This is a genomic window from Providencia sp. PROV261, assembly GCF_028477945.1.
In the GTDB taxonomy this organism is placed as follows: domain Bacteria; phylum Pseudomonadota; class Gammaproteobacteria; order Enterobacterales; family Enterobacteriaceae; genus Providencia; species Providencia stuartii.
In genome coordinates this window covers 17,202-40,901 of record NZ_JAMPMC010000031.1, presented here as the reverse complement: position 1 = coordinate 40,901, position 23,700 = coordinate 17,202, and the positions used below count along the sequence as shown (strand labels likewise).

General features: G+C 37.9%; 23 protein-coding genes and 2 tRNA genes. 20 read left to right on the top strand and 5 right to left on the bottom strand.

The features are described 5' to 3' along the window. Positions 1 to 478 precede the first annotated feature (478 nt). The 11 genes from PR675_RS16225 (at position 479) to PR675_RS16175 (ending at position 10,199) form a co-directional block, all read left to right on the top strand. Positions 479 to 766 (top strand): helix-turn-helix domain-containing protein, encoded by a 288-nt coding sequence (locus tag PR675_RS16225; protein WP_004926536.1) that lies wholly within the window; start codon positions 479 to 481, stop codon positions 764 to 766. Positions 767 to 1,031: 265 nt separating this feature from the next. Further along, complete coding sequence (locus tag PR675_RS16220) at positions 1,032 to 1,574, top strand: fimbrial protein (protein WP_004926539.1); 543 nt, start codon at positions 1,032 to 1,034, stop codon at positions 1,572 to 1,574. A gap of 58 nt (positions 1,575 to 1,632) precedes the next feature. Further along, a complete protein-coding gene (locus PR675_RS16215) occupies positions 1,633 to 2,175 on the top strand; it encodes a fimbrial protein (protein WP_004926542.1) in 543 nt (180 codons plus the stop codon). A gap of 14 nt (positions 2,176 to 2,189) precedes the next feature. Further along, positions 2,190 to 4,664, top strand: a complete 2,475-nt coding sequence (locus PR675_RS16210) for a fimbria/pilus outer membrane usher protein (RefSeq protein ID WP_060560945.1) — start codon at positions 2,190 to 2,192, stop codon at positions 4,662 to 4,664. Positions 4,665 to 4,673: 9 nt separating this feature from the next. Next, positions 4,674 to 5,381, top strand: a complete 708-nt coding sequence (locus tag PR675_RS16205; protein WP_060560946.1) for a fimbrial biogenesis chaperone — start codon at positions 4,674 to 4,676, stop codon at positions 5,379 to 5,381. Between the two features lie 28 nt (positions 5,382 to 5,409). Then, on the top strand, positions 5,410 to 5,808 hold the full coding sequence (locus PR675_RS16200; protein ID WP_036941941.1) for a hypothetical protein: 399 nt from the start codon (positions 5,410 to 5,412) through the stop codon (positions 5,806 to 5,808). Next, positions 5,801 to 6,301: a fimbrial protein gene (locus PR675_RS16195; protein WP_004926555.1), complete on the top strand. Its 501-nt coding sequence runs from the start codon at positions 5,801 to 5,803 to the stop codon at positions 6,299 to 6,301. Before PR675_RS16200 ends, PR675_RS16195 begins: the two co-directional genes overlap by 8 nt. Positions 6,302 to 6,315: 14 nt before the next feature. After that, positions 6,316 to 6,849, top strand: a complete 534-nt coding sequence (locus PR675_RS16190) for a fimbrial protein (protein ID WP_004926558.1) — start codon at positions 6,316 to 6,318, stop codon at positions 6,847 to 6,849. An 18-nt stretch (positions 6,850 to 6,867) separates the two neighbouring features. Further along, a complete protein-coding gene (locus PR675_RS16185; protein WP_101495259.1) occupies positions 6,868 to 7,890 on the top strand; it encodes a PapG chaperone-binding domain-containing protein in 1,023 nt (340 codons plus the stop codon). A 600-nt stretch (positions 7,891 to 8,490) separates the two neighbouring features. Next, positions 8,491 to 9,288: a methylenetetrahydrofolate reductase gene (locus PR675_RS16180; protein WP_072197208.1), complete on the top strand. Its 798-nt coding sequence runs from the start codon at positions 8,491 to 8,493 to the stop codon at positions 9,286 to 9,288. A 140-nt stretch (positions 9,289 to 9,428) separates the two neighbouring features. Further along, positions 9,429 to 10,199: an N-acetylmuramoyl-L-alanine amidase gene (locus tag PR675_RS16175; RefSeq protein WP_014656841.1), complete on the top strand. Its 771-nt coding sequence runs from the start codon at positions 9,429 to 9,431 to the stop codon at positions 10,197 to 10,199. Positions 10,200 to 10,438: 239 nt separating this feature from the next. On the opposite strand, the gene PR675_RS16170 is transcribed toward PR675_RS16175, so the two are convergent. Continuing rightward, complete coding sequence (locus tag PR675_RS16170; RefSeq protein ID WP_014656840.1) at positions 10,439 to 11,110, bottom strand: LuxR C-terminal-related transcriptional regulator; 672 nt, start codon at positions 11,108 to 11,110, stop codon at positions 10,439 to 10,441. 398 nt (positions 11,111 to 11,508) lie between these two features. Between PR675_RS16170 and PR675_RS16165 the strand changes: the two genes are divergently transcribed. From PR675_RS16165 to PR675_RS16135, 7 genes are all read left to right on the top strand, one after another. After that, positions 11,509 to 13,002 (top strand): APC family permease, encoded by a 1,494-nt coding sequence (locus tag PR675_RS16165; protein WP_004926576.1) that lies wholly within the window; start codon positions 11,509 to 11,511, stop codon positions 13,000 to 13,002. Continuing rightward, positions 12,977 to 13,582 (top strand): DUF3156 family protein, encoded by a 606-nt coding sequence (locus PR675_RS16160; protein WP_060560948.1) that lies wholly within the window; start codon positions 12,977 to 12,979, stop codon positions 13,580 to 13,582. The genes PR675_RS16165 and PR675_RS16160 overlap by 26 nt, the downstream gene beginning before the upstream one ends. Before the next feature lie 56 nt (positions 13,583 to 13,638). Next, positions 13,639 to 15,225 carry an alpha/beta hydrolase-fold protein gene (locus tag PR675_RS16155; protein WP_223854867.1) on the top strand — a complete coding sequence of 529 codons (1,587 nt, stop codon included), beginning with the start codon at positions 13,639 to 13,641 and terminating at the stop codon, positions 15,223 to 15,225. A gap of 201 nt (positions 15,226 to 15,426) precedes the next feature. Beyond that, entirely contained in the window at positions 15,427 to 16,866 is a 1,440-nt protein-coding gene (gene phoA / locus PR675_RS16150) for an alkaline phosphatase (RefSeq protein ID WP_272582803.1), read from the top strand. A gap of 419 nt (positions 16,867 to 17,285) precedes the next feature. Further along, positions 17,286 to 18,938 carry a Na/Pi cotransporter family protein gene (locus tag PR675_RS16145; protein WP_004926590.1) on the top strand — a complete coding sequence of 551 codons (1,653 nt, stop codon included), beginning with the start codon at positions 17,286 to 17,288 and terminating at the stop codon, positions 18,936 to 18,938. After that, positions 18,922 to 19,455 carry a GNAT family N-acetyltransferase gene (locus PR675_RS16140; protein ID WP_004926592.1) on the top strand — a complete coding sequence of 178 codons (534 nt, stop codon included), beginning with the start codon at positions 18,922 to 18,924 and terminating at the stop codon, positions 19,453 to 19,455. The genes PR675_RS16145 and PR675_RS16140 overlap by 17 nt, the downstream gene beginning before the upstream one ends. Before the next feature lie 112 nt (positions 19,456 to 19,567). Further along, a complete protein-coding gene (locus tag PR675_RS16135; RefSeq protein WP_004926595.1) occupies positions 19,568 to 19,828 on the top strand; it encodes a DUF1435 family protein in 261 nt (86 codons plus the stop codon). An 80-nt stretch (positions 19,829 to 19,908) separates the two neighbouring features. Here the strand turns inward: PR675_RS16135 and PR675_RS16130 are convergent. From PR675_RS16130 to rsmC, 3 genes are all read right to left on the bottom strand, one after another. Continuing rightward, a tRNA-Leu gene (locus PR675_RS16130) sits at positions 19,909 to 19,994 on the bottom strand. Positions 19,995 to 20,063: 69 nt separating this feature from the next. Beyond that, positions 20,064 to 20,149: transfer RNA gene (locus PR675_RS16125), tRNA-Leu, on the bottom strand. A gap of 155 nt (positions 20,150 to 20,304) precedes the next feature. Beyond that, positions 20,305 to 21,318 (bottom strand): 16S rRNA (guanine(1207)-N(2))-methyltransferase RsmC, encoded by a 1,014-nt coding sequence (gene rsmC, locus PR675_RS16120; protein ID WP_060560949.1) that lies wholly within the window; start codon positions 21,316 to 21,318, stop codon positions 20,305 to 20,307. A 208-nt stretch (positions 21,319 to 21,526) separates the two neighbouring features. Here rsmC and PR675_RS16115 point away from each other — a divergent pair, with 208 nt between their 5' ends. After that, on the top strand, positions 21,527 to 21,937 hold the full coding sequence (locus tag PR675_RS16115) for a DNA polymerase III subunit psi (protein WP_004926599.1): 411 nt from the start codon (positions 21,527 to 21,529) through the stop codon (positions 21,935 to 21,937). Then, positions 21,906 to 22,358 (top strand): ribosomal protein S18-alanine N-acetyltransferase, encoded by a 453-nt coding sequence (gene rimI / locus PR675_RS16110; protein ID WP_004926602.1) that lies wholly within the window; start codon positions 21,906 to 21,908, stop codon positions 22,356 to 22,358. Before PR675_RS16115 ends, rimI begins: the two co-directional genes overlap by 32 nt. 79 nt (positions 22,359 to 22,437) lie before the next feature. Here the strand turns inward: rimI and PR675_RS16105 are convergent, their stop codons facing one another. Continuing rightward, the gene (locus tag PR675_RS16105) at positions 22,438 to 23,490 is read right to left on the bottom strand and encodes a hypothetical protein (RefSeq protein WP_040132763.1); all 1,053 of its coding nucleotides are present in this window, start codon (positions 23,488 to 23,490) and stop codon (positions 22,438 to 22,440) included. Between the last annotated feature and the right edge of the window lie 210 nt (positions 23,491 to 23,700).

Genomic DNA, 23,700 nt, shown 5'->3' with positions numbered 1-23,700 from the left:
TTGTTTTTGCTTTTGGTTATTTTATTTACGATAATGTTATTAAGTTTGTTTTTATCTAAAAAATTATTTTAGCGAAAAACATGAGAAAAGGGTATACGTATTTTTTAATGTTTTCATATGTAAAAGTTTATTTTAATAATAATGGGTAAATATACGTATATTAATTTAATGGGATTATTAAAATATAAAGTAATCATTTAAAGTGTATTATTCAAAAAGTCTTTTTAATCATTTGGTTAGTTGTGAAAATCCAGTAGTTGTATTTATATTATTATTTAATTCATCGAACAATTTATGTCACTTGATAGGTCTCACCTATCGTAAGTGGTTTGTTCGATCGAAATAAACTTCTTTAATCGAATATAGATAAGAGTTAGATTACATGCAAATAAAGAGTATTTAATTATCTAATAATTTATTTCTATTTGGTTTTTCATTTTTTTATTCTGATAAATACTTGCACTAGAGAGATTGTTTTATGGTTTCACAAGAAAAAGAACATTTTGATGTGATTAACTCTGAAATTGGTGAATTTATAAGAATGATTAGAATAAAAAAAGGGTTAACGGGAGCTGAGCTTGGTAAATTAATAGGTGTAAGTCAACAGCAAATTTCACGGTATGAAAGAGGTTATCATACACTCTCATTATCAGATTTTACATTTATACTATCAGTGATGAATGTGTCATTTTTAGACTTTATTTCATATTCGTCATTCTTTAAGTCTGATGATTGCCATATAACGCCAAAAGATTACATGCTATGAAATGATAGCCTATTTCTGTTTAAAGAATCTTTATAGTATAGGTAAAAGTTAAACTAGTTTTAGCTGTATTGTCTTTCTAATATATCAAATTAACCTTTTAGCTTTATAGCTAATGGGGATGGACTTCGTGAATTTTTATGTATTAGAAAGTGTTTTATCTAAAATGCTTTCTAATACAGATATGTTTATCTGTGTTGAGTAATTAAATAGTCTTAATTTTATTATTCAATTTATAATTCAACTTAAAACATTGATAGGAAATAGTATGAAATTAAATAAAGCTATGGCTGTATTAGCAGCGGCTATGTTAACCACATCTTTCGCTTCACTTGCAGATGTTAACTCAGGCACCGTGACTTTCAAAGGTGAAGTTCGTGATACTCCTTGTAACCTAGATGCGGGTCAAGGCGGTACGGCAACGGTTGTTGATTTTGGTCAGCTATCTCTAAGCCAATTAAATGCGGGCGATTCAAAATACAAAAATTTTGAATTGAACCTGAAAAATTGTTCTTTGACTTCTATTGACGATACAGATCCACAAAACCCAGTCACAGTTACTAAGACCGCAACGATTACTTTTGATGGTGTTAGCAAAATTGCAGGTCAAAATCTTTTAGCAACATCAGGTAGCGCAGCAAACGTTGCAGTTGGTATCCAAGATATTACTTTTGGAACCCCTGCGGCACTGAACCTACGTGATGGTGATAATACATTGACTTATTCTGCTTTCGTTAAGAAGGTGGGTGCTAATGCTGTAACAGCAGGTGATTTCTCAACGATCTCTACTTTCGAAATCGCATACCAGTAAGTTATACAGGCTCCTTCACTATTAGGCGAAGGAGCCTATAATTTGAAAAATTAATACTATGAAAAGCTTGCTGATTATTACTCTGTTATTCTCACCTATTTTCAGTATGCCAGTCTTTGCTGCAATGAATTGGGGACAGGCAACAGTAAAAGGAGAGGTACTCGCTTCTGGTTGCTCAATTCAATTGACGAGTAAAGACCAAATTATTGATTTTGGTGCCTATGCCTTAAGCAAGTTAGAAGAAAATAAGATAAAGAAACCATTTAAAATAATTTTAAATAATTGCCAATTATCAAATTCTTACTTCAATGATGAAAAATCGCCTGTACGAATAAAGTTTACAGGTCCAGCAACAAATAATTTTAATGGCTTTAAATTTAATGATGCCGATGGTTTAGCTATTTATATATTAAGTGGAAACGATGTTGTTAAACCTAATCAATACTACCCAATTTATAAATTAAAAAGAATATCTGGGAAAACAAAATCGATTAATGAACAGCAATTAGACTTTTTATCTGAGGTTATTGTTGTTGATAAGCTAAAGCCTCAATTAGGAGAATTCTCAAGTATCATTACATTTGATATCGATTACTATTAATCTAATGAGTATTTATGATGTTATCAACAAAAGAAAAAATAACGATATTCATGGTATCGATGCTTTGTTTGACTAAAGTGTCTTACGCTGTAGAGTTTAATACCGATATACTTGATAGCGAAGATAAAGCTAACATTGACGTCTCAAGATTTAAAAATCCTAATTTCATTCTACCGGGAACTTATTTCTTTAACATCATTATAAATAGTACTCAATTGACGCAGTCTACAGTTCCTATTCAAATTATTGGTGATAGTACAGATGCCTCTGTCAGTGATGTGTGCATTGATAAGTCATACATTAATAGCTTAGGTATTAAAGAAAAGTATATTGACCAATTAACCTATTGGAATGATGGGGCGTGTATTGATTTTTCGGCATTAAAAGGGGTCAGTGTTATCCCTAATTTATCCGAAGGCACTGTGACGCTGAATATACCACAATTATATCTCGAATATATGGATAATAACTGGTTACCGAAATCATTGTGGGATGAAGGTATCAGTGGGTTGTTATTAGACTATAATGCAAACTATCAATATAGTGATCGGGATAGCTTAAAGAATCAGATTGCTTCCATTAGTGGATATCTTGGCGCCAATATGGGAGCATGGCGCCTACGTAGTGAATACTATGGTAATTATCAAAGACAAAATTCCAATGGTAAAACATCGACAATACGTAATTTTTTATTTAATGCCATTTATTTATATAGAAATATAAAAGCGCTAGATTCTAAATTAGTGATTGGTGAGAGTACAACCCCCTCACAAATTTTAGAGCCAATTAAATTTACAGGATTATCATTATTCACTAATGATTCCATGTTACCACCAAGGTTACGTGGATATGCACCAGAGATAACAGGTATAGCTAAAACGAATGCGCGAGTTGTCATTACACAACTCGGACGTGTATTGCACGATGGAAATGTACCTGCTGGACCATTTAAGATTCAATCATTAAACAGTGGAACTCGTGGTGAGCTTAACGTAAAAATTATTGAGCAGGATGGTACTGAACAACAATTTACAGTGAGTAGTTCGAATGTTCCGTATTTAACGCGTCCGGGCACCACACGATATAACGTATCTGCGGGGCAACCGACAAAAGTGGATCATTCGGTATATCGTGGTGTGTTCTTTTTTAGAGCAGAGGCTTCTCACGGTTTAAATAACAATTGGTCGTTAAACGGTGCAACAGATATTAGCCAAGGCTATCAACAGGTTTCATTAGGTGTTGGTCGTTTTATGAATCGGTTTGGTGCACTTTCTGTGAACATTACGCGTTCGTTCGCACAATTAGATCATGATAGTCCTTCAGGTAACTCATATAGTGTTAATTACTCGAAAACATTCGATGACTACGATATGGACTTAACTTTTGCAGGGTATCGATTTACTGATAGAAAATACTATACATTATCCCAATATTTAGATTTAAGAGATGATAGGGTTGTTGATAGCGAAAAAGAACGTTATCAAATAACGCTTTCTAAGCGCTTAGGCGAGTTTAATATAAACTTAAATTATCAATTGCAACAATATTGGGATAGAGGTCAAACTCATCAATATGGTCTTAATATAGGTAAAAGTATCAATCTTCCTTACTTAAAACTACAGGGAGGAAGCATTACATTATCAGCAAATAGAAGCTATTATCAAAATAAATATGATGACCAAATTAGCTTAATGCTTTCTGTGCCATTTGGTAAGCAGTTTTATACTTTTGATACAATGAAATATAACGATACTTATAATTCGCGTGTTTCAGTGTCTAATTTAACAGATGATAATGACTACTATAATATAAGTGCATCGACAAGCTACGGTAAAGATGCCAAAAAACAAAGTACACTTGCTGGAATGTATGATTTACCGACACGCTATGCATCTATCAATAGTAATATGTCTATCTCGGATAAAGGGGATAGTAGTTTAGGCTTAGGACTCAATGGTGGGGTGACATTGACGCAACATGGTGTAGCTTTACACAGTTCATCATATTCTTCTGCCTCAAGGTTAATGATAGACACAAATAATATCGCGGATGTTCCTTTAAATAATGGTACAACCGTGACGAATGGATTAGGTATTGGCGTTATTCCTAACATGACTAACTATTATAAAAATAGTTACAATGTGGATATGAGTAAATTACCAGATAATATTGAATCATCAAATACAATTTATGATATCGCCTTAACAGAAGGCGCTATTGGATATAGAAAAATAAGTGCAGATAAAGGTTTTAAATTATTTGCAACGATTAAAATGTCTGATAACTCAGGGTCACCACCATTTGGTTCTCAGGTATTAAATGAAAAAGGGAGAGAGGTCGGGATTGTAAGCGATAATGGATTAGTTTGGTTAACAGCGGTTCAATCAGAAGAAAAGTTAAATATCAACTGGTCTAATAAAATACAATGCAGTACGACCTTACCAACCTTAGATAATGTAAATCAAATTATTTTAATTTGTGAGAAATAGAGAGTTTTTATGAAATATAAATTATTGTTAATTCCACTATTATTTATAGCACATAACAGCATGGCCGCGGTTTCTCTTGATAGAACAAGAGCGATAGTAGAAGGGAGCTCTAATCCAGTCATTATTAATATTGAGAATCAAAGTGATACTTTGCCCTATTTAGCTCAGGCTTGGATTGATGATAAAGATGGTAATAAATTAACAACAGGGCCGTTAATTGCAACACCATTGGTTCAACGTTTGGAACCAAACGTAAAAAGTATGATTCGAATCTCGACGACGGATGTATCTCAGTTACCGAAAGATAGAGAGTCTGTTTATTACTTTAATTTAAGAGAGATCCCGCCTAAAAGTGATAAACCGAATGTTATGCAGGTCGCATTACAGTCAAGAATTAAATTATTCTATCGCCCAGAGGCGATTTTAGATAAGGCAAAAACCAATTGGGCTTTAGATTTAGAATTACAATCTGTCAGCAATGGTTATGTGGTTAAAAATACATCACCTTTTTATTTGACCGTGATAGGCTTAGCCGGTGATAGAAATAAGTCAGAAAATGGTGCCTTTGATTCGTTTATGATCGAACCTTTTGGTTCTTATCAAGTCAAGACTGCTCATTTTCAAAAGCCTTATCTTACTTATATTAACGACTATGGCGGAAGGCCAACAGTTTCATTTAACTGTGATTCATCCGTCTGTAAAGCTGATAAACAATAAATTTCAGAGCTAACAAAGTGAGAGTGCAATGAAGTATTTTTATTTAGTGTTTTACACTTTATTTATTTCATTTAGTAGCATGGCCACTCAGTATGAGGAAAACAATTATTTTCCTTCGAATGATGTGACATCTGCAATGAAGATGAATGAATTAAGTGGAAAACTGAATTTTAAAATAAGTTTAATGTACTCTCCGTGTGTCATTTTAGCTAATGAATATGTTGGAAGTTTCTTTTTTATTGAGTTAGATAAATGCTTGTTTAATGATAATAATATAAAAATTCCATTACAGGCAAAAGCGAAAGTGTTTGAAGGTAATCAGCAAGTGATGGCATCTCAGAAGCTATTCTCAGGTAGAAATAATGTTTATCTACAGACTAAAAACATTAAGGGTAGAGCAGTGATTATGGAGCTAGATTATGATTAAAAAAATACTGGTCATATTACTTAGCTTGATGGTATCTCCCGCTTTTGCCAGTGAATTGGTTATTAATTTTAATGGTAATTTAGTCGATAAAAAGTGTGAAATTAAACAATCAGATATAACAGTTCAATTCATACCTTATTCATTAGGCTATATTGAAATCGGTGGCAATATCTCGGATAAAAAATCATTTGCAATTGAATTTCAAAATTGTACGCCGACACTGATGAATAAGATTATAAAAATTTCATTAGACTCTACTAATGTATATAGGCGAAATGGCGTTGATTATTTGAAAACGCAAGGTGGAACCGGTCTCATTGTCGGCCTAGAAAGCATGAGTGGGGAGCCTATATCATTTAATCAACCTTTAGAAGTACAGGTTACTAATGATAGTAAAGCAGAATTAGTTTTAAATGCATTTTTAACTAAAGGTGATTTCGCTAAACCTGGCACTATTCATGGCACAGCAAGTGTTATGGTTAATTATAATTAATAAGAGGAAATAATATGATAAAGACAAGACAGTTACTCTTATTATTATTGTTTCTATCCAATTGGAGTCTTGCCGCTGATTTTAATAGCGGTCGTGCAGATGTCAGAATAAATATTAGTGCAACGATTGTTGCTCCGGTCTGTACCGTTTTAGGCAATAATAATCAATCCCCCTTGTTTGTGAACTTTGATAACATTGATTTTTCTGACGTAGAGAGTGGAACTGCTTATCAAGATATTCAACTTAAATATAACTGCGCTGGTAGTTCAGTACCCGCTAACAAAGTGATGAGCTTATATTTATATCCGACAAAATATGGCATTTATACACAGGTAGGTAATAATGTATTACGCACATCAAAGGAGGGGTTAGGAATTTCGTTGACAAAAGAAAATACTAATCTTGATTTAAATAAGTGGATCCCTTTTGGGAGTAATGAGCTAGAAGGCTCATTTATTCTTCGTGCATCTTTAATTACACCTGATAAATCACTATTAACTGAAGGTAGCTTTGACAGTACGGTGGCTATTTTGATGAGTTATTTATAATCTGAATTAGGTCTTATGATGAAAAAATTTTTTTCTTTACTACCGGTCGTATTATTTGCTTTTTCAAATATTAGCTCCGCTGGAGACCCTGATGATTGGACTGTCATGGGATATAATGGCACTCAGTTTACCGCAAATACAACTTGGACAGGGGCTAATTTTAATGGTGTAAACTTAACGTTGAATGCCATTTTAAGTAGCTCTGGCGGGAGAATGACAGAATATGCTTGGGGGACTCGTGCCTGTGCTCCTTATGGTGGTTCTCCTAATTCAATTAACGTGCAGTATGTTATCGTACCAAATACAGTGAGATATGTTGATCCTGTAACGCGGAAGGCATTTGATTTTAGAATTGTTTTACCTCAATCTTTGGGATCAATTTCGGGATATCCTAATGCTCAATACGCAAAAATAGGTCAAAGTGCAGGTAATGTCGGGCGTGCAACGTGCAATTCAGTACCTTATACACCGATGGCTTTTAGTGGGCAAACGGCAGTAACTTTAATTAGTAATACAAATTTACCGATTAGAAGTACACCGCATATTATTCAAGTGGATACAACTTTGTTTGGGGTAAGGAATCCGGAGGTACCTAGTAAATGGTTAAGTTCTGTTGCGCTAATCCAGCCTAAAAACTCAGCAAGGTTAAACTTTTATGTCACGGTGGTGAATACGTGTCGAGTCGATAAAACTCAATTAGATTTTAATTTTGGTACATTACCTCAGTCATTAGCAGAAGGTAAAAATTTGACTAAAACAATAACGGTTAGTTGTACTCATCCAGGCAATATTAAAGTGACTTACCGACCATCAAAACCAATTGATAGTGCTAATCCAACTCGTACTAGTTTAGATTTAGGTAACACGTCATCGGGTTGGTATGGTGAGCTATCCGTGGATAATAAAAAACAGTTAATTACCACTTTACAAGGCATTACAAATAAAACATTAGATATTGGTATGACATTAGGAAAAAATAGGGCTAATGCATCGGTAGGTAATATGAGTGGTGGTGGTGTATTAATTTTTGAGTATATTTAATTTGAATTACGTTTGGTGATGGTGAAAATCAATGGATTGATTTTTACCATTTTTTATTGATATTAACACGCATAATGAGTCATTATACGTGTTAATATATGCTTTGTTTTATGATTCTCTTCATCTTCTGAGTTCACTATCACCATTTTTAATTCTCAAAATAATAAGCACCAATAATAATGAAATTAATCGTTTGATTTCCTATATCAACCTCGTAATCAATTAAATATTGATTGATTCTGTCTGTTCGATGAGTTCGTGAATATGCGCCATGACTGAGTTGATAGAAAAAAACCACTCGTTTTATGCGTATTTTGTTTGTTGAAGTATTTTAGTTGTTCTCCTATGATGAACTATAATTTAAATAAAAGGATAAAGTTATTGAATATAAAATTAAAATAATTCAGTGTTTTCTCTATAGAATAGTGAGTTGAGGAACCGTGTTTCAAGTCATCTATAAACGTTTAATAAAATGATTAAAGGTATAAGATGTCCTCTATTTTAAATATTCGATTGTTTTGTTTTTTGGGATGCTGTTACTTATGATTAATGAATGAGTGAAGCTTTAGTGGCGAAATGTTAGAGAGCGAGGGTATGTATATGGAAACAGCCTTAAGCTTTGAAATCAGTGCTATGTCTAAAATAGATAATACATTAGAACATTTGCTAAAAAATACTGAAGAGCTAACGCCCTTATTCTATACAGTGAATACTGAGATAGGTAAAACTGAATGGCGAGATACCTATAATACGTGTTGTGAATTAAAGAACCTTACTCATGTAAATGTGGTTCCTCATATTGCGATTAATAATAAAGATGAATGTGAGTTATGTTTTATTATTGAAGAGTATTTGAAGAATGATATAACAGAATTGTTTGTTATTAGGGGGGATAGACACCGTTTTGATGAGGAACTCCCATTTAATTATGGCATAGAACTTATTGATTTTATTCGGAGGAGATACCCTGAAGTGATGATAAAATCCAGTATTTATCCTGATTATCACAAAGAGAGTATCATACCTGAAATAGAAATTGATTGGCTAAGAAAAAAATTGCAATTAGGCGTTACAGAGCTTATTAGTCAATTATGTTTGAATAAAAATGCATTTTCTTATATGAAAAAGCAATTGGGGAATGATATTCCTATCACAATATCAATGATGCCTATGCTTAACTTTAGTTTTATTGAGTCGTTTTTTAAAAATAATGCGATCGATTATCCATTATGGATAAAGAAACACATAAGGCCGAGTAATATTAATAACCATAGTGCATTTGGTATTCAGCTTACTCAATTTCTCATCGGAGAGTATATAAAAGAAAACAAGCGATTGCATTTTTTTACATTAAATAATGCACAGATGGTCAAAAAGCTATTTGATAAATTGAGATGAATCATCTGAATATCGCTGATAGATTGAACTATTTTTTCCAGCGAAATTAATATTGGTTTTATCCCGACAACAATAGGGGATGATAATCAGTTTTAATTTTATCCTTGTTAGGCTAATTCAGTATCAATGAGGGTATGATAATGTTAAAAGTCGATTACAATGCGTACCGTTCAATAAAAGGTTTTAATCGTAGAGTAAGGTTTTTAGTCATGCATTACACTGCTTTGAATTTTCAAGGTTCAGTTAATGCATTATCAGGAAATGCCGCTGTAAGTGCTCATTATTTAGTTCCCGACCCAACAGATAAAATGTATACAGATGCTGGGTTTAAGGAGATGAGAGTCTTTAATTTAGTTGATGAAAATGAAAGAGCTTGGCATGCAGGCGTGAGTGCATGGGCTGGTAGAACTAACTTGAACGATACTTCGATAGGTATTGAAATTGTTAATGAAGCTCAAGATAACAACGGGAATTTTCTTTTTCCGCCATATAATGAAGTGCAAATTGAAGCAATCAAACAATTAGCATTAAATATTATCGAACGTTACCCTGATATTATTCCTACCAATATTGTCGGACATGCGGATATTGCACCTGATGGGCGTAAAAGTGATCCCGGTGCAGCGTTTCCTTGGAAACAACTTTATGATGCAGGAATTGGGGCTTGGTATGATGAGGCGACTAAATCTTGTTATATGCAGAAATATAACGGGGGATTACCAGAAAAAGCAGAAATTTTAGAGAAGCTAAAACGCTATGGGTATGACGTTTCAAAAGCGAATACAGATAATGGCTATAAAATGTTAATTCGAGCTTTTCAGCTTCACTTTAGACCAGAAAACTATGATGGTATTGCGGATGTTGAGACGGTTGCGATCATTTATGCCTTAGTTGAAAAGTACTTCCCTTAATGTAATTACGTTAGTTGAATAACAGGACTTTGCCTAATACTTCATTGAGTGTGATAGTGAACGTATTTATTTAAGAATGAAATGCATTGGTGTTCAATCCTATTTGGAGAGCAATGTAATAGGGGCGTTGCCAATGCATTTACTCCCAGTTGTATTATTAAATAAACAAATAATTATATGGTTAATGAATCAAATATATTGGTTTTTCCATGAATTTATTAAGGGCTGTGTCTAAGCACTCACAGCATCTTTTCTTGGCGAATAATAAAACCGGATGAAACCAGTTCTGTGCGGTTGCTGACATTCGCCTTAGTAAAAATATTGCGTAAATGGGTTTTCACCGTAGACAGTGAGACCCCAAGTTGCAAAGCGATACGTTTATTGCTTGCGCCTTCTCGGACTAAGTGAATGATCTCTTGCTCCTTCGGGGTATAAGAAACCAGAGAATCAGGCAAAATGTCAAAAGTCATTAATTCAGCAATAGGTAAAATCGCGTTAAGCCGCATAACTTCTTGTTGTTGAAAGGGAGCATCCCGCAATACGGAGATCCCTGCGATGATCTTGTTTTTACGACGGATAAAAATCTCTGCCATATCTGTAATATTATTTGGCCTCATAAAGTCGTTATAAAACTCTTGGCTTTGTTGTTTCATGTCAGGTGCCATTCTGACTAATCGTAAATCATCACCTCGGAATTTATCGGGGTGTAACGGATCTAACTGATAAAAATGCTTTAAATAATCTTGATGCATACGTGAGCTAATACCATAGAGCACATGGTTATCAGGCTGCCAAAAATCATCCACCAAGTAATAAACGGATGCCGAAACAGGAATAATATGAGCAATTGTGTTCAAGCAACAGTTGATTAATGTTCGCTGGTGGTAGCACAAAGGGGGTGTCTTCATCATATTACCTTCCGTAGTGGGTCCAATCATTATCATGCAACTAATTTCTGTTAACATAAAATAAACATGTTAATAACGTGAGCTTGATTACAATATTTAAACTTCATCGGTGATAAGCCAACTCACTCAATTCGCCAATCTGTATCTTTCGTTACTACTTTATTAACATATTAATAATCTAGCTGTCTGTTATTTATTGATTTTTAATGTGTTATTTGTTTTTTTTGCAATTTATCCGGTACTTTTCGCGGCTATCCCCTTTATTCCCTCCCCCTATGGGTATCGTCCTTTAGGACGATAGCGGCAAGATTATGCTTATTTCTATAGTGGCAATGCAGTCACTCTATTTTTACAAAAAATTCACAATCATGACTGTGTTCTGAGAAAGAGAGGGAAGCAAAATGAATATATCCTCAAAATTAACCTCACATATTGAAAAGGGGAAAGTAGGGTTTCCAACGACCCTAGCTAGCTCTGTGGGTGTAATTATGGCAAGCCCTGTTATCTTGACGGTGACAAGCGGTTTCGGGATCGGCGGTGATACTTTTGCGTTAGCCGTACTGCTGAGTTTTATCATGATGCAAGCTCAGTTGACGACATTCTCTGAAGCAGCGGCGATTTTGCCAACATCAGGTTCTGTCTATGATTATATTTCATGTGGTATGGGGCGTTTTTGGGCAATTACGGGGGCATTATCAGCCTATTTGATTGTGCATGTGTTTGCAGGAACGGCGGAGACAATTCTGTCGGGTATCATGGCATTGGTAAACTTTGAAAGTCTCAATACCGTGATGGAAACCAGTAACACTTCTTGGATGGTTGGGGTTGGCTTAGTGATCACATTCGGCCTACTCAATGCCTTTGGTATCGAAGCTTTCAGTAAAGTGGAAGTGGTGCTCACGTTTGCGATGTGGAGTACTTTAGTCATATTTGGTATTGCCGGATTATTAATGCCATTCCATGCATCAGCTGAAGGCTGGTTTGGTCTTGGATTAAATATTTCAGACCCAACACTCGTGTTAAGCTTTGTGGGGATGGCGATGTTTATGTTTGTCGGTTGTGAATTGGTCACACCGATGGCCCCTGAAATTAAAAATTCAGCAAAAGTTATTCCTCGCGCCATGGCAACGGGGCTGTGTGGTGTTGCTTTTTGTATGTTCTTATTTGGTGCTTCAATGACACACCAAGTTGAAAACATTATTGTTGATCCCGCGAACAATGTTAGCTTGTTAGAAACACCAATGGCGATCCCTGCTTTCGCGGGGCAAGTGTTTGGGGATATTGGTAAATATTGGATTGGTATTGCGCTGTTATTAGCGGGTGGTGCAACGATTAACACATTGATGGCGGCGGTGCCACGGATCCTTTATGGTATGGCTCTTGATGGCGCATTACCTCGCATCTTTGCTTACCTGCATCCACGTTTTAAAACACCAGTATTTGGTATTTTTGTGGCGGTGATGATCCCTTGCCTACATACTTTCGCGATCCAAGGTGATTTAGACCGGATCATTCCATTAGTTTTAGCGGCAGTATGTTCTTGGGGAACGGCGTATTTGTTGGTGACTATCTCGGTTATTCTATTACGTATTCGTCGTCCTGATTTACATCGCGCTTATCGTTCACCGTTTTTCCCGCTTCCACAAATTATTTCTAGCGTCGGCATTATCTTGGCGATTATTTATATTACGCCGCCGGGAATGAATAAGTCTGATGTCTACATTCCTTTTATTATTATGTTAAGTCTGACAGCAAGTTACGCTTTAATTTGGACTGTCTTTGTGCAGAAAGTAAATCCATTTAAACCTGTTCCAGTTGAGCAAGTGCTATCAAGCACCTTTACTGAGGAAGAGTTGAAGGGGGTGAAAATTGAGCCACTACGCAACCTCGCCTAAGGGCAACATTTGGCAGCGTTTAAATAAAAAACGGTTGCCAGCAGGTTATCAACAAGGGTTAACCTTGAATAGGGTAGAGCGTGATATTTTACCGTATCAATGTGAATGGGGAGCTCCAGGGGAGCTCCTAATACACCCGCAGGCGTCATTGACTATTCGAGTGACTGAACGTGTTAAAACCTTATTTATGGCGTTTATTGTATTTAGCCGTTTTTCTGTGACAGGGCGCTGTGGTTCAGCTATCAATGCAAAAATTACGGTGAAAACCCGCGGGAGCTTAAAGCAAAAACATGTTCATTTCATCTCGAAGGATGAAGAAGGGCAAGCCGTCGTTAATTTATTGAAAGAGTACCCCATTATTGCTCAAACACTTGAAGAGTTAGACTTTAATTATTTTCACTTAGTGATCAAAGATGGGGTTTGGCATTGTGAAATAGAGCCTTTTACCGCTTCCGAGATGGTGTGTCGAATGCCAGCAATCCGCCGTTATTTACGTTTAACACCAGAACAAAGGCACCGCCTATTAAGTGCATTGCAATTATTCCAGCAATTTATGGAAAAACATTATGGTAATCATTGAGTTTGAAATGTTAATTTGATAGTAATGTTTGCTATTGAAACTCTTTCTCAATGGAAATGGATGTGAAATCGTTACCGTTATTAGGCTGTATCTTACTTTCATCGGCAGCTATGGCAGCCGTTCCAGATTGTATTCGCTTGGATGAATTATCTCCTTCTATTGAGGGGATTCATAATAGCGAAGGTCATAGCTGTTTGCTGGTTGAAATCTCAAATAAACAGTACATTCGCCAAGAGGGGGATGGTATTTCAGAAGCTGTGCTTTCAGGGAATGATAAGCAACCCATTCGCGTGTTAGTACAACATTTACCACAAACAGAGCCGCATTCTGTCTCTTATATTGTGCCCAAGCAGGGGCAATATTACCTCAATTTACAAGGTGCACCGGAGCAGCCTTGGCATCTCAAATTTAATTTAACTGACTATCAACCATTAGCGATTGAAGCGGAACATAAAATTGATAGCCCTAAATTACAAGCTTTACTTGATGCACATAAACAAGAGAAAACGACAGACGCTTTTTGGCGAGAGGTAAAAGCACAGGGAACCCCCTTAGTTGAAGAGTACAAAAAAGGACAAAAGAAGGTCACTTTTTTATGGCGTGGTGCAACCGCCAATGCTTATATTTTAGGTGCGCCTTCAGGGAATCATGAAACCATGGCCCATATCCCGAATACGGATATCTGGTATCGCACTTTTATCGTTCCGAAAGACACTTTGTCACAATATAAAATCGCCCCTGATGTGCCGAAAGTGACAGAAGGTGGGTTCGCGCAACGCAAAGCGATTTTGGCGACGGCACAAGCCGATCCATTCAATGCGCATGGGATCCCGTCATTTGCGACGGATCGCTATAATCGCTTTTCATTATTGTCATTAGCGCCAGAAAAACGTCAATGCGACTTTGCCAAGATTGAGGGGCACCAACGTAAAGGCCGCTTAGAATCATTTAATTTTCACAGTAACCTGTTAAATAATGATAGGCAGATTTATCTGTATCGCCCTGCGGTCGCAATGAGTAAGCCATCGGTGTTGGTATTATTAGATGGACAAACCTACTTGCATACTTACAAAATGGCTGACTTTTTTGATAAGTGGATGTCGGAGGGCGCAATACCACCAATGTATGTGGTGTTCCTTGATAGCATTAGCTCCGAGCGCCGCAACGTCGAGTTACCACCAAATCCTGATTTTCCGAAGATGCTGTCAAAAGAGCTGATGCCTGTCTTAGCAACAAAAGGCATCCAAGCACCTGCACAGTCAACCATTATTGCCGGATCGAGTTATGGAGGATTAGGCGCGACTTGGAACGCCCTCTCACATCCTGAATTATTCGGCAATGTACTCAGTATGTCAGGCTCTTATTGGTGGGCACCTAAAGGAAAAGAGCCTGAGTGGCTGATCCGCGAAATAGAGCAGATGTCGAAAAAACCATTGCGTTTTTACCTTGAAGCGGGGCTATTTGAGCAACGTGGTAGTTGGGGCGGTATCATTCAAAATCATTATCGATTATTGGATGTATTGAAGCATAAAGGTTATCAGGTGGAAGCGACTGAGCTACCAAGTGGACATGATTATGTCTCTTGGTGTGAAACGCTCTATACAGGAACTCGTTACTTAATGGCGGAACCACCGAAACAATAGTGTCATTTAATTGACCCAAAGAAAAACAATAATGGAAGCAGCCACCGTGTCGTTAGGCTGCTTTTTTTATTCTTAATGACAATGATCTTTTTTTCGACATAAAAGCGTCATGCAACTGTCATCTGACTCAATTAGCATGCCTGTCATTATTTGAAGCAATTACATATTTAATTTCTTTTTATTATTGGCAAGGAAATGGTTATGACAGGTCATTGCATGAAATCGATTTTAGCTGTTGCTGTAAGTACAATGATTTTTGGTAGTGCTATCCCTGTATATGCGGCAACGCCGACAGATGCGGTTTCACAAAATCGCGCAGCACAAGGTGATATCACTAAATTTGGCGGTGCTCGTCGCCTAGCACAAGAGCAAACCGATATTATGAAAGCGGCGCTCCATAATGGGCAGGCGAAAAACGTCATTTTGTTTATTGGTGATGGTATGGGCGACTCTGAAATTACGGTAGCACGTAATTATGCAGAAGGGGCAGGCGGTTTCTTTAAAGGTATCGACGCATTACCTATTACTGGTCAATATACTCACTACGCATTAGATAAAAAAACGAAAAAACCTGATTACGTAACAGATTCAGCCGCTTCAGCGACAGCTTGGTCTTCTGGCGTGAAAACCTATAACGGTGCTTTAGGTGTTGATGTGTTTGATAAAGACCATGAAACCTTACTTGAAATCGCTAAGCGCCATGGTAAAGCGACAGGTAACGTGACGACCTCTGAAATTCAAGATGCGACCCCAGCCGCGCAATTTTCCCATGTCACAGCGCGTAAATGTTATGGGCCAGAAGAAACCTCCGCAAAATGTGCGAGCAATGCCTTAGAGAATGGCGGTCGTGGTTCAATCACTGAGCAACTGCTGGTTACCCGTGCTGATGTTACATTAGGTGGTGGTGCGAAAAGCTTTAAACAAGTGGCGAAAGCCGGTGAGTACAAAGGTAAAACGCTAGAGGAGCAAGCAAAGGAGCGTGGTTTCAATATCGTGCGTGATGCCAAATCCTTAGATGCGGTTACTGTTGCAAACCAAGATAAACCTGTTTTAGGCCTATTCCATGATGGCAATATGGCGGTTGCTTGGGAAGGCCCTAAAGCAACGCATTATGGCAATATCAATAATCCACCGCTTGAGTGCAAACCGAACGCTAAGCTAGATCCAAATGCACCGACATTGGCTCAAATGACACAAAAAGCAATCAATCTGTTGCAAGTCAACCCGAATGGTTTCTTCTTGCAAGTTGAAAGTGCTTCGATTGATAAACAAGATCATATGGCTAATCCATGTGGCCAAATTGGTGAGACGGTAGCTTTGGATGAGGCCGTACAAGTTGGCTTAGAGTTTGCGAAAAAACACGGTGATACATTGGTGATTGTCACTGCTGACCACGCGCACTCCAGCCAAATTATCCCTGAAGGAACCAAGTCTACTGGGTTAACACAAGCATTGATCACAAAAGATGGTTCCGTCATGGTGGTTAACTACGGTAACTCTGAAGAAGAAGATTCACAAGAGCACACCGGCGCACAGTTACGCGTTGCAGCGTATGGCCCACATGCCGCTAACGTCATGGGGTTAATTGACCAAACCGATTTGTTCTTTACCATGCGCGATGCCATGGGATTGAAACAATAAACCAACCTGTAAGTGGAATCCTCTGCGATAGGAGATTGCGGAGGATTTTTTATTGCCCCCTCTTTTTAACCTCCCGCTATTTACGCTCTCTTACATTAACTTTTTTGCGTTAACTCAGCGATTCAGGTATAAAAAATGATTAGACGATTGAGCCTGCTTGATGTGTATTGTGGCATAGTGGGGAGAGTTTAATCGCTTATTCATACCATCTGCATTAAGGTTTATTGTTAACTTTTTGAATAATAATAAAAATAATGTATGATTGTATGATTTCACTTAATTCGGCAACGTTTTAAGTTATCTAATTAATTCATCCATCAAGCAAGAGTGAAAAAGGCGGTCTCCTTCCGTTTGAAATCACTCGTACAGTTTTATCACCATTGTCTTAAATATAACAAATATAACGTCATAGGGTTTCAATGCTGGCACTTTTACATCTTTTATCATCTGTCGCATTGCTAGTTTGGGGCACACATATTGTCCGTACTGGTATTATGCGGGTTTTTGGTGCAGATCTACGCCGTATTTTAGGAAAGAGTGTTAATAAGAGAACAAGCGCATTTCTTTCCGGCGTAGGGGTAACTGCGCTCGTGCAAAGTAGTAATGCAACGGCATTACTGGTTATCTCTTTTGTTTCTCAGGGGCTGATTTCATTAACGCCTGCCATGGTTATCATGCTTGGTGCCGATGTCGGGACAGCGTTGATGGCGAGGGTGTTAACGTTTGATCTCTCTTGGTTATCACCGCTGCTGATCCTTGTGGGTGTTTCAACCTTTTTAAGCCAAAAGAAAAATCGAACAGGACAAATTGGTCGTGTCGGTATCGGGCTTGGGCTTATTTTATTAGCGTTACAGTTAATTGTGGCATCGGCAGAGCCGATTACCCATGCTGATGCGGTGAAGGCAATTTTTACCTCGTTAAGTGGGGATGTTGTTTTGGCACTGCTGGTGGGTGCTCTGTTTGCCATGGTGAGTTATTCAAGCTTAGCAGCGGTGTTATTGACTGCCACATTAAGCGCAACAGGCTTGGTGCCTCTTTATATTAGCTTGAGTATCGTTATTGGCTCTAACATTGGTAGTGGCTTACTCGCCATGATGAGTAGCCGCGGGCAAAATGAAATTTCACGACAAGTCGTTCTGGGGAGTTTGCTATTTAAACTAATCGGCTGTGTTGTCGTATTACCTTGGGTGAAACCACTGGCAGAATGGATTGGGGGCTACGGCTTTAATGAAGCCGAAATCGTGATCTATTTTCACGTGTTTTATAACCTAGCTCGTTGTCTTGTCATGTTGCCTTTTGTTGGGCCAATGGCGAGGTTATGTAATAAATTAATCCCTATTGTTCCTTCGATGGAGCAAGAGGTTGCCCCGCGTTATTTGGATAAAAGTGCATTAGAGACGCCATCACTGGCAATCGCTAACGCCGTACGAGAAACATTACGTATGGGGGATCTACTTGAATTAATGCTTCAACGTTTTACAGATGTTCTTAACGGTAATAAAGAGCAGAAAAGGGAAATTAACCGCTTGGATGAAGAGGTCGATATGCTGCATAGCAGCATTAAACTCTATTTAGCGCAGTTACATCAAAGCGAACTCAGTGAGGAAGATTCAAGGCGTTGGGCTGAAATTATTGATACTGCTTTTAATTTGCAGCAATCATCGACTATCATCCACCGAATGACTTCTGAGTTAGTCAAAAAATCGATTGATAATCGCCGTTCCTTCTCTAATGAAGGTTATAAAGAGCTACATTCTTTACTTGAGCGATTACAGACGAATTTGAATCTAGGGATGTCTGTTTTTGTTTCGGCCGATATTGATAATGCGAAACGTCTACGGCGTGCAAAACACCGTTTTCGTCTTATTAACCAACGCTTTGCTTATGCGCACGTTGAAAGGTTACACAAACAAAATATGCAAAGTCTAGATACTAGTAACTTACATGTTAGCCTGCTAGGCGATATGAAACGGTTGAATTCATTATTTTGTGCCGTTGCTTATCATGCGCTAGAAGGCGTAGCAGAAAGCCGTAAAGAACAATTGAGTTTAGAAAATGAGAAAAATACGTGAATTAACAAGGGATGAAGTTCCTTCGGTTTGGTCAATTGATAGAACAGAATTAATCGAAAATTTATATCTTCACCAAAATGGGAAATTAGTGTTATCCGCGCAACGCTTTGATATGAAAGGTTGGCCGGAAGGTGAACCTGAGGCATATACGCCACATTTACTCGAAAGCTATGATAACGGAGCGGTATTTATTGGCGTGTTTGATCATGACACACTAATCGCCGCTGCAAGTTTAGATAATGTATGGCGTGGTGAAGAGCGTAATTTACTTCAATTGTCATTCTTACATGTTAGCCACCGCTATCGGGGTGAGGGCTTAGGGGGCATGTTATTTAATCAGTGCTGTGAATTAGCCAAAGAGAAAGGGGCAGCTGGCTTATATGTATCAGCAACGCCTTCTGAAAATACAGTCCATTTTTATCAGTATATGGGGTGTGAACTGCTGGATAAGCCAGACCCAGAGCTATTTGCCTTAGAGCCTGAAGATATTCATTTTGTTTATTTATTTAATCAATAAATAGCTTTTATTTTTTCTTAAATCGGCATGGTTTCCTCAATAAAAAATATTGTATTTTGCCAAAAACAAGATATGATTGATAATCATTATCATTTAGATTGTTGAGGTCGCTATGCCAACTAGCGTAACAAAAAGCACTTATCTACGTCGCTCTACAGCAGGGTTATGGGGTGTTTTCGCGGTTATTTTGTTGAGCGTGATTTATCTACTCAGCAATATGGGGCTAAATAGCCTTAAAGCTGTCACGATAGTGACTATGCTAACCACCGCCGCAATGTTATTCAACCGCGGCTCTCGGCGCTTATTGATTATCCCCGCCGTGATAGCACTGTTATGCAGTCTAATGGCTTTAGTCTCACAACATAGCGTATAAGATAACCGTAGTTTACACGCCTACAGCGAATCTTCGGGTTATAGGGAAAGGGTTCGTTGATCGAGATAGGAAGTTAACAGTGGTGCGAAAGGGGGGACTTGAACCCCCACGCCCGAAGGGCACTAACACCTGAAGCTAGCGCGTCTACCAATTCCGCCACCCTCGCAGGTACTGTCAATTCATTGAAAGCTATCGATTTAATTTTTAACTTGGTGATTAAAAATTGTAGTCTGTATGGTGCGAAAGGGGGGACTTGAACCCCCACGTCCGAAGGACACTAACACCTGAAGCTAGCGCGTCTACCAATTCCGCCACCCTCGCAATATCAGACTCTATTTTGTGTCGATAGTACGCAGCGGATTTTAGGCTAATTTAGCCGCGCGTCAATAATTTTTTTATTATGCTTTTATTATTTGATGTAAAAACGGCCAACCATTTCTAGGTTAGCCGCGATAGAAATCATGGAGGTTTATGGATTAGCGTTTAATTGCTTGATAAACCTTAAATTTACCTGTTTTTGCTAATACTTCATGGCTGCCAAATGCCTTATCAAGCATGTCTGGATAAGGTAAAAAAGCATTGGCCACAATACGGAGTCGCCCACCTTTTTTCAGGTATTTCGGGGCTTGGAAAATCATATTTTCAGCCGCACTGTAGCTGGTATTTAACCCATCATGGAAAGGGGGGTTAGAGATAATCCAATCAAAGGTGTCATTGATATCTGAGTAGGCATCGCTTGCAAGTACTTTGCCAGTTAACTGATTGGCTTGTAATGTGGCGATAGAGGAGGCAATAGCAGCCGCGCTCACATCACTCAGTGTCAATGTTACATTAGGGTTGTGGCTTCCGACGACGGCAGCTAAAACGCCATTACCGCAAGCAATATCAAGTAGATTACCTGTAATAGGCTCATTCAGTGTAGAAAGTAGGAGTTCACTACCAATATCTAATTCATTGTGACTAAACACGCCAGGTAAGGCTTGGATCTGTACGTTCTCTACTTCATAGCGGCGCCACCAACGAGTTATATCAAAATCCGTAGGTTGTTCTAACTCACCATAATACAGCCCACAGCGTCTTGCAGAGTCAATTTTTTGCAATGTCGCGATGCCTTCCATGATAGATTCGGCACTTTTTACACCGCTACGGTTTTCGCCAACAATAAAAATTTGGCTACCTGTGGTCAGGTGAGTGCATAAATCATCCAGTTGAAAGCAGGCTTCTTGTTTATTTTTAGGCCAGAAATAGATCAAGGTATTGCAAGGACGTACAAAATCAGCATCCGCTACCGCAGCAAATTTCACACTGTCGCCCATTAAGGAGTGCAAATTTTGCCAACGATGGTATTGATTAGTGAGAACACGTAAGCTCGCAGCTTCTAAGGTTGCTGCTAATTCATCTTGGATGTCACCCGCTAAAATGACATGGCGATCGGTAAAATGCTCAAGGTGGCGTTGGATAACTTCGCTAGCCGGTGTCAGTAGTGACATACTTTGTTGATCTCCTAAAATACCCTCAATCTTTCGAGCCATCGCGTTTTAGCGTCTAGCTACAATGCAAATTGTTTATGGTATGTATGTAAGCCTAATTATTTTGTGCACACTTTATCAGAAAATGGGGAAATAGCATTGCTCTGTTGGCGCTATTGATCCGCTTTGATAAGATGTCGTTGTTAACATAGCGACTGGAATGAAATGAATGGCACGACGTGACAGACTTTTAAATCAAATGGGTATCACTCAATGGGTAGTGAGAAACCCTGCTGTATTACGTGGTGAACGTGGTGTAAGAATTCCAGATTCGACTAAGCTTATTATTATTACTGATGAGAACCTTGATTTAAACAACCGTCTGTTAAAAGATATTTTTCTGGCGATGAAAATTTATCCAACGGATGTGGTTTGTATTAATTCAGAGCAATTGGCAATGCTTCCAACACCAATAACAATAAATTGTTGGGTCTTAGGCGGCCAATCTCATCCAGAAGGGTTAAATACAACCTTTATTTCTCCTGTATTAGATGAGCTGGCAGCCAGCAATAGCGCTAAACGGGCACTTTGGGAGCAGATTTATCAATATGACGAAAATTTCAGCACTAAAGCAGTCTGATCTTGCGACAGCTTTCTTAATCGAAAAGTTAAGTCATGATTTTCCTTGGACTGAGCGTGTTTTTTATGGAAACCAAGGGGAAAAGTATCATAACATCAAAATTACTCTTAATAATCAGATCGTTGGTTTTGCTATAACACAGTGTGTTCTTGATGAGGCAACACTCTTTAATATTGCCGTGCACCCCGATTATCAAGGAAAAGGGTATGGGCGTATGTTAATGGAGCAACTGATTAAGGATCTGGTTGATAAAGGGATTTTGACATTATGGCTTGAAGTTCGTGAATCGAATGCACCGGCGCTGCACCTGTATGATAAATTAGGGTTTCATCAAGTGACGGTACGTAAAGATTATTACCCTGCAAAGCAGGGGCGAGAAGATGCGCTTATTTTGGCATTAACCCTGTTTAATGACGCATAATGTGATTATTAAACCACGGCCGAATATGGGTCGTGGTAAATTTGCCTGCCGATTATTTAATACGAATACTTAAGCCATATTAGCCTTTTACAATGAGTGGGTCTTGGCTAACCATATTATATTCAGCATCTTTTCGGTAACCAAAAAGCCGAACCAGTGTACGGCGGTTATCTTTTACAATATCCCGACTATGTAAGCTTAATTTATTATTAATCACTATCATCCTATATGGCTGCAAATCGACGGCATCAAATTCCATATTTTCGGCAATAGAATTAAATTTATTATACGTTTTTTGGACGAATTCTGAAGCCGCGGGATTGAGTGAAAAACGCTCTGAATTATAATTCATATTCAATTTTCCATGCTTATCAAGTTCAAGGATAGAAATACATTTTCCACCGATACTTTTTCCTTCACTGGCTGTTTTCGCTTTACGGAAATCAAAGCTGGCTGTGGTTAAAGCAACGATTTCTTCAGGTGATAATTGGTCAATGATGCGCTTAATGGGGGCTACTTTTGTTGTTTCTGATAAAGGGTTCCACCTTGCAGTGAGTATCAGCGATGACGGTGAAGGGGAGTGCCCATCGATAACGTTAATTGCGGAGTAATAAGGGTCTTCAGTGTGTGGTACGACCGCTTTGCCCGAATGGGAACTGGCATCTGGGGCTTCATTTTGGCGTTTTTCAGCACCACCGCCATTAAAGTTAGCTACAATTCTAATAATATTTCCTAGGTTTTCAGTATCATAAGCAAATGTGGTTTCATTTAATAATGCTAAAATAATTTGCTCTTGTGAGGCCAATTTTAAAATTTCGATATCACTTTCTAATTCTTGGAGGGTCGGTAAGGCGCTTTTATTCGGAAGGTTAATCGGTTCACCATTAACGTCCGTATTCACAAACCCTTCAAAAACTAAATAAGGAATTTTTTCATTCCTATAGTCATCCAGTAGTTTCTTATCTTCATCATTGAATAAGTTGTATAACTGAGTTGCAACCTGCTCTGCTAATTTTTGACTTCCTGATATTTGAGGCCCACCATTTAAAGCGAATTGATAGGACTTTTCCTGTAAAAGCGTGGCGATCTCACTGCTGAGGAAAATGTGATTAATGGTTTTATTGTCTGGCATAATTTTATTATTCCTATAATTCAATTTGTTAGATAACGATTTTTAATGAATAAAAACTAATTCATTAATTAAGGAATAATAAAAAAATATTATTTTTTTTCGATTTCTTAATCTATTAGTGTTTGATCTTATAATCGGATGCTTTTTATTTGACGGCATGAAAAACCACAGTATCCAAACTGTGGTTTTATTCTAATGGGCTTTTAGAGG